Genomic DNA, 12,560 nt, shown 5'->3' on the forward strand with positions numbered 1-12,560 from the left:
CGCCGTGTCGATGCCGAAGTCCGCGACCTTCTCGGCGTTCGTCGACAGGGCGACGAAGTGCCGGGCCACCGCCTTCTCGTCGCCGCCGAGGCCGTCGAGGAGCCAGCCGCGGGCCGAGGTGGCGTTGGTGATCGTCTCGATCGTGGTGAACGTCTTGGACGCGACGATGAACAGCGTCTCGGCCGGGTCCAGGTCGCGGGTGGCCTCGTGCAGGTCGGCGCCGTCGACGTTCGACACGAAACGGAACGTCAAGTCCCGTGCCGTGTAAGCCCGTAGCGCCTCGTACGCCATGGCCGGGCCCAGGTCCGAGCCGCCGATGCCGATGTTGACGACGTTGCGGATGCGCCGGCCGGTGTGGCCGGTCCACGCCCCGGAGCGGACCCGGTCGGCGAAGTCGCCCATCTTCGCGAGCACGGCGTGCACCCGGGGCACGACGTTCTCCCCGTCGACCTCGATCACCGCGTCGGCCGGGGCGCGCAGCGCGGTGTGCAGGACCGCGCGGTCCTCGGTGGTGTTGATCCTCTCGCCGCGGAACATGGCGTCCCGCAGCCCGGACACGTCCGCGGCCTCGGCCAGCTCCCGCAGCAGCCTCAGCGTCTCGTCGGTGACCAGGTTCTTGGAGTAGTCGATGCGCAGGTCGCCGACGCGCACCACGTACCGCTCCGCGCGCCCGGGATCCGTCGCGAACAGCTCACGCAGTCCCGGGGTTCCCTGCGCGCGGTGGTCCGCCAGGGCGGCCCACTCGGGCCGCTCCGACAGCTGGGGTGAGTCAGACATGGGAGGCGTTCTCCTTGGTGCCCTCGCCCCTGAGGGCGATGGCGTACATCTCGTCCGCGTCGAGGCGCCTGAGCTCCTCGGCGATCAGTTCGGAGGTGGTGCGGACCTTCAGCGCGAGGGTGCGCGAGGGCTGGCCCGGCAGGGTGAGCGTGGCGAGGGGGCCCTCGGGGCGGTCGATGACGATCTCGCCGCCCTCGGTGCCCAGCCGTACGGCCGTGACGACCGGTCCGGCGGTCACGACCCGGTCGATCCGGACCCCCAGCCGGGCCTCCAGCCAGCGGGCGAGCAGCTCGGCGGCCGGGTTCTCCGCCTCGGCCTCCACCGCCCCGGACACGATGGGCACCCGGGCCTGGTCCAGGGCCGCCGCCAGCATCGAACGCCACGGCGTCAGCCGGGTCCACGCGAGGTCGGTGTCACCGGGTGCGTAGGAACGCTTGCGGGTCTCCATCGTCTGCAGTGGGTTCTCGACTGCATACAGGTCGGTGATCCGCCGCTGTGCGAGCGCGCCCAGCGGGTCCTTCGCGGGGTATTCGGGCGCGTCCACCGGCCACCAGACGACGACCGGCGCGTCCGGCAGCAGCAGCGGCAGGACCACCGAGTCGGCGTGGTCGGACACCTCGCCGTAGGTCCTGAGGATCACGGTCTCGCCGGTGCCGGCCTCGGAGCCGACGCGGACCTCCGCGTCCAGCCGCGACCCGGTGCGCTCCCGCGGGGTGCGGGCGTGCCGCTTGATGACGACCAGGGTGCGCGAGGGGTGCTCGTGCGAGGCCTCCTCGGCCGCCTTGATCGCGTCGTAGGCGTTCTCCTCGTCCGTGACGATCACCATCGTCAGGACCATGCCCACGGCGGGTGTGCCGATGGCGCGGCGCCCCTGCACCAGCGCCTTGTTGATCTTGCTTGCCGTGGTGTCGGTCAGGTCGATCTTCATGGCCTGCGCCAGCTCCGTCCGTCTCGTGCGAGCATCTCGTCGGCTTCCTCGGGTCCCCAGCTGCCCGAGGGGTACTGCGCGGGCCTTCCGTGGGCCGCCCAGTGCTCCTCGATCGGGTCGAGGATCTTCCAGGACTCTTCCACTTCCTGGTGGCGCGGGAAAAGATTGGCATCGCCGAGCAGTACGTCCAGGATGAGGCGCTCGTACGCCTCCGGGCTGGACTCCGTGAAGGACTCGCCGTAGGCGAAGTCCATTGTCACGTCCCGGATCTCCATCGAGGTGCCCGGCACCTTCGAGCCGAAACGGACCGTGATGCCCTCGTCGGGCTGGACCCGGATGACGATCGCGTTCTTGCCGAGCTCCTCCGTCGCGCTGGAGTCGAAGGGGGAGTGGGGCGCCGACTGGAAGACGACCGCGATCTCGGTGACCCGGCGGCCGAGCCGCTTGCCGGTGCGCAGGTAGAACGGGACGCCCGCCCAGCGCCGGTTGTCGACGTTCAGCTTCACAGCGGCGTACGTGTCCGTCGTCGAGGCCGGGTCGATGCCCTCCTCCTCCAGGTATCCGCGCACCTTCTCGCCGCCCTGCCAGGCGGCCGCGTACTGCGCCCGCACGGTGTGGTTCCCGAGGTCCTCCGGGAGCTTCACCGCCCTGAGCACCTTGAGCTTCTCGGTGAGCAGCGAGGACGCGTCGAAGGAGGCGGGCTCCTCCATCGCCGTGAGCGCCATCAGCTGGAGCAGGTGGTTCTGGATGACGTCGCGGGCCGAGCCGATGCCGTCGTAGTAGCCGGCGCGGCCGCCGATCCCGATGTCCTCGGCCATGGTGATCTGCACATGGTCGACGAACGACCGGTTCCAGATCGGTTCGAACATGGTGTTGGCGAAGCGCAGCGCCAGGATGTTCTGGACGGTCTCCTTGCCCAGGTAGTGGTCGATGCGGAACACCTGGTCCGGCTCGAACACGTCGTGCACGACCGCGTTCAGCTCGCGGGCGCTGGCCAGATTGTGACCGAACGGCTTTTCGATGACCGCGCGCCGCCAGGACCCCTGCGGAGCCTTCGCCAGCCCGTGCTTCTTCAGCTGCTCGACGACCTTGGGGAAGAACTTCGGCGGCACCGAGAGGTAGAAGGCGAAGTTGCCGCCCGTGCCGCGCGAGGCGTCCAGCTCATCGACGGCCGTCTTGAGCTGCTTGAACGCCGTGTCGTCGTCGAAGTCGCCCGGCACGAACCGCATGCCCTCGGCGAGCTGCTGCCAGACCTCCTCGCGGAACGGGGTCCGCGCGTGCTCCCGCACGGCGTCGTGCACGACCTGCGCGAAGTCCTGGTCCGCCCAGTCCCGGCGGGCGAACCCGACGAGCGAGAAGCCCGGCGGCAGCAGCCCGCGGTTGGCGAGGTCGTACACGGCCGGCATCAGTTTCTTGCGGGACAGGTCGCCCGTCACCCCGAAGATCACCAGGCCCGACGGGCCCGCGATACGGGGCAGGCGCCGGTCACGGGGGTCCCGCAGGGGGTTGTCCCAGACAGGGATGGTGCTCATTCCGCGTCAGCTCCCTTGCTCTCCAGCGACTTCGTGACCGTGTTCAGCAAGTCCTCCCACGCCGCCGCGAACTTGGCGACGCCCTCCTCCTCCAGACGGGTGACGACCTCGTCGTACGAGATGCCGAGTGCCGCTACGGCGGCCAGGTCGGCGCGGGCCCGTTCGTAGCCGCCGGTCACCGTGTCGCCGGTGACGGCGCCATGGTCGGCGACGGCGGCCAGGGTGGCCTCCGGCATGGTGTTGACGGTGCCCGGTGCGACCAGGTCGTCCACATACAGCGTGTCCTTGTATGCAGGATCCTTCACACCGGTGGATGCCCACAGGGGACGTTGCCGGTTCGCCCCCGCCCCGGCCAGCGCGGCCCAGCGCTCACCGGCGAAGACACCCTCGTACGCCGCGTAGGCCAGCCGTGCGTTCGCGAGCGCCGCCCGCCCCTTCAGCGCGAGCGCGCCGTCCGTGCCGACGGCCGTCAGCCGCCTGTCGATCTCGGCGTCGACACGGGAGACGAAGAAGGAGGCAACGGAGTGGACGGTGGAGAGGTCCACCCCGTTGGACAGCGCTTGCTCCAGGCCTGCCAGATAGGCGGCCATGACCTCCCGGTAGCGCTCCAGCGAGAAGATCAGCGTGACGTTGACGCTGATGCCGGCGCCGATGACCTCGGTGATCGCCGGAAGGCCGGCCTTCGTCGCCGGGATCTTGATCATCACGTTGGGGCGGTCGACGAGCCAGGCGAGCTGCTTGGCCTCCGCGACGGTGGCCGCGGTGTCGTGGGCGAGGCGGGGGTCGACCTCGATCGACACACGACCGTCGACACCATGCGAAGTTGTGTATACGGAATGCAGGATATCGGCTGCGGCCCGCACATCGGCCGTCGTCATCATCCGCACGGCCTCGTCGACCGTCACACCCCGCACCGCCAGCTCGGCGAGCTGCTCCTCGTAGCCCTCGCCGGAGCCGATGGCGGCCTGGAAGATGGACGGGTTGGTGGTGACGCCGACGACGTGCCGGGTGGCGACGAGGTCGGCGAGATTGCCGGACTGGATCCGCTTGCGCGACAGGTCGTCCAGCCAGATGGAGACGCCCGCTTCGGACAGGCGCTTCAGGGCTTCCGCGGGGGGCGCGGTCGCTTCGGTCACTGTGATCATCTTCTTTCTGGCGTTCGGATCAACCACGCGCGGCAGCAAGGGATTCCCGGGCTGCGGCGGCGACGTTCTCGGGGGTGAAGCCGTACTCGGCGAACAGGGTGTCGGCGTCGGCGGAGGCGCCGAAGTGCTCGAGGGAGACGACACGGCCGGCATCCCCGACGTACCGGTACCAGGTCAGACCGATCCCGGCCTCGACCGCGACCCGGGCCTTCACGGCCGGCGGCAGCACGCTCTCGCGGTACTCCCGCGGCTGTTCCTCGAACCACTCCACGGACGGCATCGACACCACCCGCGTCCCGATCCCCTCGGCCTCCAGCCGCTCCCGCGCGGCGACGGCGAGCCGCACCTCCGAGCCGGTGGCGACGAGCACGACGTCAGGGGTCCCCGTCGACGACTCGCGCAGGACGTAACCGCCCTTGGCCGCATCGGTGTCGAGGGGGTACGTCGGCACCCCCTGCCGGGTCAGCGCCAGCCCGTGCGGGGCGGGGCGGGTGGCGTGCCGCCGGAGTATCTCGGCCCAGGCGACGGCGGTCTCGTTGGCGTCGGCCGGCCGGACCACGTTCAGCCCGGGGATGGCCCGCAGGGAGGCCAGGTGCTCGACGGGCTGGTGCGTGGGGCCGTCCTCGCCGAGACCGATGGAGTCGTGCGTCCACACGTACGTCACCGGCAGCTGCATCAGCGCGGACATCCGCACGGCGTTGCGCATGTAGTCGGAGAACACGAGGAACGTGCCGCCGTAGACGCGGGTGTTGCCGTGCAGCGCGATGCCGTTCATCTCCGCGGCCATCGAGAACTCGCGGATGCCGAAGTGGATCGTGCGGCCGTAGGGATCGGCCCCGGGCAGCGGATTGCCCTCCGGGAGGAAGGAGGAACTCCCGTCGATCGTGGTGTTGTTGGAGCCCGCCAGGTCGGCGGAACCGCCCCAGAGCTCGGGCAGCACCGCGCCGAGGGACTGGAGCACCGTGCCGGAGGCGGCGCGGGTGGCGACGGACCTGCCGGGCTCGAACACCGGCAGCGCGTCCTCCCACCCGTCGGGGAGCTGTCCCGCCACCACCCGGTCGAACAGGGCGGCCCGTTCGGGGGAGTCGGCGCGCCACTCGGCGAGCCGCTTGTCCCAGGCGGCGTGGGCCTCGGCGCCCCGGTCGAGCGCGCCACGGGTGTGGGCGAGGACGTCGTCGTCGACCTGGAAGGACCGCTCGGGGTCGAAGCCGAGGACGCGCTTGGTGGCGGCGACCTCCTCCGCGCCGAGCGCCGAACCGTGGGAGGCCTCGGTGTTCCGGGCGTGCGGGGCGGGCCAGGCGATGATCGTGCGCAGGGCGACGATCGAGGGGCGGGCGGTCTCGGCCCGCGCCGCCTTCAGGGCCGTATACAGGGTGTATACGTCGATGTCGCCGTTGTCCGCGGGCTCGACGCGCTGCACGTGCCAGCCGTAGGCCTCGTACCGCTTCAGCACGTCCTCCGAGAACGCGGTCGCGGTGTCGCCCTCGATGGAGATGTGGTTGTCGTCGTAGAGGAGGACGAGGTGGCCGAGCTTCTGGTGCCCGGCGAGGGACGAGGCCTCCGCGGAGACCCCCTCCTCCAGGTCGCCGTCGGAGACGATCGCCCAGACGGTGTGGTCGAACGGGGACTCGCCCGGGGGCGCCTCGGGATCGAACAGGCCGCGCTCGTAGCGGGCGGCCATCGCCATGCCGACGGCGTTGGCGACCCCTTGGCCGAGCGGGCCCGTGGTCGTCTCGACGCCCGCCGTGTGCCCGTACTCGGGATGCCCCGGCGTCTTCGACCCCTTGGTCCGGAAGCTCTTCAGGTCCTCCAGGTCCAGCTCGTAGCCGGAGAGGAACAGTTGCGTGTAGAGCGTCAGCGAGGTGTGGCCGGGGGAGAGGACGAAGCGGTCACGGCCCGTCCACTCCGGGTCCGCCGGATCGTGACGCATCACCTTCTGAAAGATCGTGTACGCGGCGGGCGCCAGGCTCATCGCGGTGCCCGGGTGGCCGTTGCCCACCCGCTCTACGGCATCCGCCGCCAGAAGGCGGGCGGTGTCGACGGCACGCCGGTCGAGGTCGGTCCACTCGAAACGGTTCGGAGGATGCGTGCTCATCTTCAAGAAATCCTCGATCGGAGAGGGGAGAGGGTCCTACCGCGTTCAAACTTAAAAGTCTGACTTTTACGAGGAAAGGTCTTCCTGTGTCAGCCTGTGGTGAAAGTGGGACACCGACAGCGGCGGCAGGACGGCACGAGAAGGACATGGCGGACATACGACCCCAGGGCGGCGCCGCCGACGACGGCATCAGAACCCTCCCCTTCCCCGTCGAGCTGAGCCTCGGCGGCGTCGGCATGCGGGTCGGCCCCATGGGCGCCGGCCGCACCTGGCACGCGGGCGACACCCCGCTGGACCGCGTCCACCGCATCGACTTCCACGTGGTGATGCTGTTCGACGACGGACCCGTGCACCACATGATCGACTTCGCGGAGTACGAGGCGACCGCCGGTGAGCTGCTGTGGATCCGGCCGGGCCAGGTCCACCGCTTCTCCCGGTCGAGCGGGTACCGCGGCACCGTCCTGACCATGCAGCCCGGTTTCCTCCCCCGAGCCACCGTCGAGGCCACCGGCCTCTACCGCTACGACCTGCCGCCCCTGCTGCGCCCGGAGGGCCCGCAACTCGCCTCCCTGCGCGCCGCCCTCGGTCACCTCCAACGGGAGTACGAGGACAGCGCGTTGCTGCCTCCCGCCCTGCACACGGCCGTGCTCCGGCACTCCCTCACCGCGTTCCTGCTGCGCCTCGCCCACCTGGCGACCAGTTCCGCGGAGGCCGGACGGCGGAGCGAGTCGACCTTCACCCTCTTCCGGGACGCGGTGGAACGGGACTTCGCCACCCAGCACAGTGTCAGTGCCTACGCCGACGCCCTCGGCTACTCCCGCCGCACCCTCGTCCGCGCGGTCCGCGCCGCCACCGGCGAGACACCCAAGGGCTTCATCGACAAACGGGTCGTCCTGGAGGCGAAACGCCTGCTGGCCCACACGGATCTGCCGATCGGGCGGGTCGGGGCGGCGGTGGGGTTCCCCGATCCGGCGAACTTCTCGAAGTTCTTCCACTTGCATACGGGGGTCACGCCGGTGGGGTTTCGGGCGGAGTTGCGGTGAGTCGGGGATGGTCGGTGGTCGACGGTCGACGGTCGACGGTCGGCAGTTGACGGTAGGCGGTCGACGGTCGGCAACCGGCCGTCGATGGTCGCCGGTCGCGACCGAGCGGGACGTGTCCGTCGCCGTGCCCGTGCTCACGGACGGCGCCTTCACCGTCGTGCCGGAGGCGGGGCGCCACTGATCCGGTGCCGTTCTCTGCAAGGCTCGTACCTGGTACGGGCGGACGGTGAAGGGGTGTGCGGTGATCGCATTGGTGACCGGGGCGAACCGCGGCATCGGGCACGAGGTGTCACGTCAACTCATCGGCCTGGGCTGGGCGGTACTGGTCACCGCCCGGTCCGGGCGGGCCGCGCAGAAGGCCGCCGCGGGGCTCGGCGGCGGTGCGCATCCGTTGCGGCTGGACGTGACGAGCCCGGACGACAGCACCGAGGCGGCCCGGGTGCTGCGGGAGCGGTTCGGTGGGCTCGACGTGCTGGTGAACAACGCGGCGATCACGTACGACACCTGGCAACGGGCTGTCGGCGCCGATCTGGACGTCGTACGGGAGGCCATGGAGACCAATCTGTACGGGCCGTGGCGGCTGACGCAGGCCGTGTTGCCGCTGTTGCGGGCGAGCCGTCGGCCGAGGGTCGTGAACGTCTCCAGTGAGGGCGGATCGCTGGCCGGCATGACGGGTGGAACGCCCGCCTACGCGGTCTCCAAGGCCGGGCTCAACGCCCTCACCCGGTTGCTGGCGGGCGAACTGCGCGCCGACGGTGTGCTGGTCAACTCCGTCTGTCCCGGCTGGGTCGCCACCGACATGGGCGGTCCGGGCGGCCGGCCCCTCGCCGACGGAGCCGCCGGAATCGTGTGGGCCGCGACCCTCCCCGACGACGGCCCCACGGGCGGCTTCTTCCGCGACGGACAGCCGCTGCCTTGGTGACGTACCGTCATATGGCGCTGGACGGACGGGCTTGTCCGCGTACCGGCCGGTGCCGGGCCCGGTCGTGAAGGACGGGTGGGCCCGGCACCGGCCCGGGGCCGGGCTCAGTGACCGAACGTGAACCAGTTGACGTTGACGAAGTCCGCCGGCTGCCCGCTGGAGAAGGTGAGATACACGTCGTGCGTGCCGGTGACGGAGCCGATGTTCGCCGGAACCGTCGTCCAGGTCTGCCAGCCGCCGGTGCTTGCCACCGCGAAGCTGCCGACCGGGGTGCTCGTGGGGCTGTCCAGGCGTACTTCTACCAGCCCGCTGATCCCTGAAGCCGCTCCGCTCGCGACCCGCGCCCTGAACTGGGTCGCCGCCGTGGAACCGAAGGTGACGCCCTGGTAGAGCGCCCAGTCGCCGTTGGCGAGGTAGCCGATGTCCTGGCCGCCGCCGGTGTCGGTGGTGGTTTCCGTCGAGACGCCGGACTGGCCGTCGTAGGACTCGGCCTGGATCGTGGAGTAGGCGTCGCGGCTGCCGGTCGGGGGCGAGGTGGTACCGCTCCCACCGCCCGCCGCCTGGAGCACCTGCACATAGTCGACGACCATCGGGTGGCCCGATTCGGTGGCGCTGTCCAGGCCGCCGCCGAGGGCGTCGGGGAAGGCGCCGCCCATCGCCACGTTCAGGATGACGAAGAAGCCGTGGTGGGTGGCGTTGGCCCAGGTGGTCGCGTCGACCTGACTGGCCGTCACGGTGTGGTAGGTGACGCCGTCGACGGAGAAGCGGATCGCCTCGGGGGACACCGAGCGGTCCCATTCCATCGTGTAGGTGTGGAAGCCCGACTGGCAGGTGGTGCCGGGGCAGGCCGTGGAGTTGCCGATGCCGGTGGTCTCGTTGCAGGGGCCGCCCGGGTTGGTGCCGCAGTGCATCGTCGCCCAGACCTTGTCGAGGCCCTGGACGTTCTCCATGATGTCCAGCTCGCCCACGCCGGGCCAGTTCTGGTAGTTGCCGCGGTACGGGGCGCCCAGCATCCAGAAGGCCGGCCAGTAGCCCTCGGCCGCGGTGCCGGTGACGTTCGGCATCTGCAGCCGGGCCTCCACACGGAGTGTGCCGCCGGACGGGGGCTGGAAGTCGGTGCGGACCGTCTCGATCCGGCCCGAGGTCCAGTTGCCCGCGGAGTCGCGCACCGGGGTGATGCGCAGGTTGCCGCTGCCGTCGAGGGAGACGTTGCGGGTGCTGCTGGTCATCGTCTCGACCTCGCCGGTGCCCCAGTTGGCGGGGCCGCCGGGATACGAGGTGCCGGTGCTGTACTGCCAGTTGGACGTGTTGACGCCGGTGCCCGCGGCGCCGTTGAAGTCGTCGAGGAAGACCTGGGTCCAGCCCGAGGGGGGCGTGGGAGCGGAGGCGTTCGCGGGCAGGGTGACGGCGGTCGCCGCCGCGGCCGCCAGACCGAGGGTGCCGAGGACGGCGACGAGGGCACGCCGCCGTCTGGACATGCCGGAGGAAGCACTCATGGGGGGACCTCTCGGGTACGGAGGGGTGGGGTGCGGGTGACACGGCGGGAGCGCCCGTGAGAGCGCTCTCAAAGTGCGCCCAATGTGCTCTCCGCCCCGAGAGTCGTCAAGACTTGAAGCGAGGAAAGTCCTTTCTCCGCAGGAAAGTTCGGGGAGTGAAGCGCGCAAACAGGCCAAACCGCTCCCGTACGGGGGTCCGGGCGCGGAGAGGGGGCACTGGGGCTCAGTCCCGCGCCCCCTCCGGCTGCCAGCCGAGCGCCCGGGAGATGCCGCGCGCCGCGAGCCGTACGGCAGGGGCGAGGACCGGTACCTGGGCGTCGGCGTGGGGGACGACCACCGACACGGCGGCGACCGCCGCGCCGCCCGGCCCGCGCACGGGGGCGGCCACCGACAGCGCGTCCTCGGTAACCTGACGGTCGCTCACCGCGACCCCGGTGCGCCGGACTTCGGCCAGCATGCGGCGCAACCGCGCCGGATCCGTGACGGTGTGCGCGGTGTAGGACGCCAAGGGCCGGGCGCAGTAGGACTCCTGGAGCGCCGTGCCGCCGTGGGCCAGGAGGGCGAGGCCGACCCCGGTGACGTGCAGCGGCCAGCGGGCGCCCACCCGGATGTGCACCCCGACGGCCGAACGCCCGGAGATCCACTCGGTGTAGACGACCTCGGACCCGTCCCGCACGGCCAGCTGCACGTTCTCGTGCGTGGCTTCGTACAGGTCCTCCAGGTACGGCAGTGCCACCTGCCGCAGGGCCAGTCCGCGCGGTGCGAGCGCGGCGACCTCCCACAGCCGCAGCCCCACGTGGTAGAGGCCCGACGCGTCCCGCTCCAGCGCGCCCCACGCGGTCAGCGCGCCCACCAGCCGGTGGGCGGTGGTCAGGGTCAGCCCGGCGCGCCGGGCGATGTCGCTCAGGGACAGCGCCGGATGGGCGTGGTCGAACGCGGCGAGCACGGCCAGCAGCCGGTCGGGCGCGGAACGGGAGGTCATGGCGGAGCCGGAACGCGGGGGCGTGGCATCAGCGCGGCCCGTCCTCGGTCACCCGCAGCAGCAGGGCGTGCAGCGTCTCGCGTTCGGCGGGGCCGAGCGGGCCGAGGAGATCGTTGGTCACGAGCAGTCCGGCCTCGTCGGTGCCGCGCAGGAAGGAACGGCCGTCCTCGGTGAGGACGACGATCCGGCTGCGCCGGTCGTCGGGGGCGGGCCGGCGTTCGGCGAAGCCCAGCTTTTCCAGGTCGTCGACCAGGCCGACGATCGCGCTCGGGTCGTAGCCGAGCCGTGCGCTGAGCTCACGCTGGAGCGCGCCCTCGGCGGTGGCCAGGAAGCGCAGCACGGCGTAGTGGCGCAGGCGCAGTCCCGACTCCTGGAGGAAGGAGTTGAAGAGCTGGCCGGAGCGCAGGCCGAGCCGGTAGAGCAGATAGCCCGTGTCGGCGTGCAGCCCCCGCATCCACGGCTCGTTCCCGTCGATCGGGGCGCTGGCGTCCACTGCGTTGTCCTGGTGGGCGATGGCGGGCTCCCTGGTCTCGGTCCCCGTCGGCCGGCGGGGGCGGTGTGGCGCGGTGTGTCGTACAGATTCCAGCATGACCCACCCGCAGGTGGACAACAACTATTGACGTCAACAATTATTGCTCTTAGCTTCGATCTCGCGGCCGCACCTCCCGCCGCTCCACGTGACCCCCTCGTGGTCATGGCTCTTTCTTGAAGGGACTCGCTCGTGACCAGCATCGATCTCACCGGCAAGGTCGCCGTCGTCACCGGCAGCGGCCGGGGCCTCGGTCTCGCGTACGCCCAGGCCCTCGCCGCGCACGGCGCCCGCGTGGTGGTCAACGACGTCGACGAGGCCGTGGCCGAGGCGGCCGTGAAGTCCATCGCGGAAGCCGGCGGCACGGCCGTCGCCGAGGTGGTCGCGGTCGGCACCACCGAGGCCGCGCAGCGGCTGGTGAACCGGGCAGTGGAGGAGTTCGGACGGCTCGACGTCCTGGTCACCAACGCGGGCATCCTGCGTGACAAGGTGCTCTGGAAGATGACCGACGACGACTTCGACGCGGTGATCACCACCCACCTCAAGGGCACCTTCACCTGTGCCCGCGCGGCCGCCGTGCAGATGCGCGAGCAGGGCGAGGGCGGCACCCTCGTCCTGGTCGGCTCGCCGGCCGGCCAGCGCGGCAACTTCGGCCAGACGAACTACGCCGCCGCCAAGGCCGGCATCGCCGCCTTCGCCCGCACCTGGGCCATGGAACTGGGCCGCGCGAACATCACCGTCAACGCGATCGTGCCGGTCGCCGCGACCGCGATGACCGAGACGATCCCCGCCTTCGCGCCGTACATCGAGGCCATGCGCGGCGGCGAGCCGCTGCCGGACTTCCTGCGCAAGGGCGAGGGCTTCGGCACCCCCGAGGACTGCGCGGCGCTCGTCCCCTTCCTCGCCTCCGAGGCCGCCCGGGGCATCACCGGCCAGGCCATCGGCATCGGCGGCGACAAGGTGGCACTCTGGTCGCATCCGCAGGAGATCAAGACGGCCTACGCCGACGGAGGCTGGACCCCCGAGACCCTGGCCGCCGCCTTCCCCACCTCGGTCGGCGCCGAACTGCAGACCGTCGGTATCCCGGCGCCCACGTTCCCGGAGGCCTGAC

At 71.2% G+C, this 12,560-nt stretch carries 10 protein-coding genes and 1 pseudogene; 3 read left to right on the forward strand and 8 right to left on the reverse strand.

Annotated elements, in window-relative coordinates:
• The 5 genes and pseudogenes from AQJ58_RS19605 to tkt form a co-directional block, all read right to left on the reverse strand.
• Positions 1 to 777: pseudogene (locus tag AQJ58_RS19605) on the reverse strand (glucose-6-phosphate isomerase); the annotation flags it as partial.
• A complete protein-coding gene (opcA, locus tag AQJ58_RS19610) occupies positions 770 to 1,705 on the reverse strand; it encodes a glucose-6-phosphate dehydrogenase assembly protein OpcA (RefSeq protein ID WP_067251888.1) in 936 nt (311 codons plus the stop codon). The gene opcA and the pseudogene AQJ58_RS19605, both read right to left, overlap by 8 nt.
• Positions 1,702 to 3,237: a glucose-6-phosphate dehydrogenase gene (zwf, locus tag AQJ58_RS19615; RefSeq protein ID WP_067251890.1), complete on the reverse strand. Its 1,536-nt coding sequence runs from the start codon at positions 3,235 to 3,237 to the stop codon at positions 1,702 to 1,704. The genes opcA and zwf overlap by 4 nt, the downstream gene beginning before the upstream one ends.
• Positions 3,234 to 4,382: a transaldolase gene (tal, locus tag AQJ58_RS19620; protein WP_067251891.1), complete on the reverse strand. Its 1,149-nt coding sequence runs from the start codon at positions 4,380 to 4,382 to the stop codon at positions 3,234 to 3,236. Before tal ends, zwf begins: the two co-directional genes overlap by 4 nt.
• A 19-nt stretch (positions 4,383 to 4,401) precedes the next feature.
• Positions 4,402 to 6,477 (reverse strand): transketolase, encoded by a 2,076-nt coding sequence (gene tkt, locus AQJ58_RS19625; RefSeq protein WP_067251893.1) that lies wholly within the window; start codon positions 6,475 to 6,477, stop codon positions 4,402 to 4,404.
• Between the two features lie 146 nt (positions 6,478 to 6,623).
• Between tkt and AQJ58_RS19630 the strand changes: the two genes are divergently transcribed.
• Positions 6,624 to 7,520: a helix-turn-helix domain-containing protein gene (locus AQJ58_RS19630; RefSeq protein ID WP_067251895.1), complete on the forward strand. Its 897-nt coding sequence runs from the start codon at positions 6,624 to 6,626 to the stop codon at positions 7,518 to 7,520.
• A 241-nt stretch (positions 7,521 to 7,761) separates the two neighbouring features.
• Positions 7,762 to 8,442, forward strand: a complete 681-nt coding sequence (locus AQJ58_RS19635) for an SDR family NAD(P)-dependent oxidoreductase (RefSeq protein ID WP_067251897.1) — start codon at positions 7,762 to 7,764, stop codon at positions 8,440 to 8,442.
• A gap of 104 nt (positions 8,443 to 8,546) precedes the next feature.
• Here AQJ58_RS19635 and AQJ58_RS19640 read toward each other — a convergent pair whose 3' ends face one another.
• The 3 genes from AQJ58_RS19640 to AQJ58_RS19650 form a co-directional block, all read right to left on the reverse strand.
• The gene (locus AQJ58_RS19640) at positions 8,547 to 9,938 is read right to left on the reverse strand and encodes a glycoside hydrolase family 16 protein (protein WP_067251898.1); all 1,392 of its coding nucleotides are present in this window, start codon (positions 9,936 to 9,938) and stop codon (positions 8,547 to 8,549) included.
• 223 nt (positions 9,939 to 10,161) lie between these two features.
• The gene (locus AQJ58_RS19645; protein WP_067251900.1) at positions 10,162 to 10,920 is read right to left on the reverse strand and encodes an IclR family transcriptional regulator; all 759 of its coding nucleotides are present in this window, start codon (positions 10,918 to 10,920) and stop codon (positions 10,162 to 10,164) included.
• Between the two features lie 28 nt (positions 10,921 to 10,948).
• The gene (locus tag AQJ58_RS19650) at positions 10,949 to 11,509 is read right to left on the reverse strand and encodes a MarR family winged helix-turn-helix transcriptional regulator (protein ID WP_420712166.1); all 561 of its coding nucleotides are present in this window, start codon (positions 11,507 to 11,509) and stop codon (positions 10,949 to 10,951) included.
• Between the two features lie 132 nt (positions 11,510 to 11,641).
• On the opposite strand from AQJ58_RS19650, the gene AQJ58_RS19655 reads away from it, so the two are divergent.
• A complete protein-coding gene (locus tag AQJ58_RS19655) occupies positions 11,642 to 12,559 on the forward strand; it encodes an SDR family NAD(P)-dependent oxidoreductase (protein WP_067251901.1) in 918 nt (305 codons plus the stop codon).
• The last annotated feature ends 1 nt before the right edge of the window (position 12,560 follow it).

The organism is Streptomyces sp. DSM 15324 (genome assembly GCF_001514285.1).
Lineage (GTDB): Bacteria > Actinomycetota > Actinomycetes > Streptomycetales > Streptomycetaceae > Streptomyces.

What these genes read in the sequence shown, in the direction of transcription:
- tal (WP_067251891.1), bottom strand. Translation starts at nt 4,382, where the DNA reads ATGATCACAGTGACCGAAGCGACCGCGCCCCCCGCGGAAGCCCTGAAG.
- zwf (WP_067251890.1), bottom strand. Translation starts at nt 3,237, where the DNA reads ATGAGCACCATCCCTGTCTGGGACAACCCCCTGCGGGACCCCCGTGAC.
- tkt (WP_067251893.1), bottom strand. Translation starts at nt 6,477, where the DNA reads ATGAGCACGCATCCTCCGAACCGTTTCGAGTGGACCGACCTCGACCGG.
- opcA (WP_067251888.1), bottom strand. Translation starts at nt 1,705, where the DNA reads ATGAAGATCGACCTGACCGACACCACGGCAAGCAAGATCAACAAGGCG.
- AQJ58_RS19640 (WP_067251898.1), bottom strand. Translation starts at nt 9,938, where the DNA reads ATGAGTGCTTCCTCCGGCATGTCCAGACGGCGGCGTGCCCTCGTCGCC.
- AQJ58_RS19630 (WP_067251895.1), top strand. Translation starts at nt 6,624, where the DNA reads ATGGCGGACATACGACCCCAGGGCGGCGCCGCCGACGACGGCATCAGA.
- AQJ58_RS19645 (WP_067251900.1), bottom strand. Translation starts at nt 10,920, where the DNA reads ATGACCTCCCGTTCCGCGCCCGACCGGCTGCTGGCCGTGCTCGCCGCG.
- AQJ58_RS19650 (WP_420712166.1), bottom strand. Translation starts at nt 11,509, where the DNA reads ATGCTGGAATCTGTACGACACACCGCGCCACACCGCCCCCGCCGGCCG.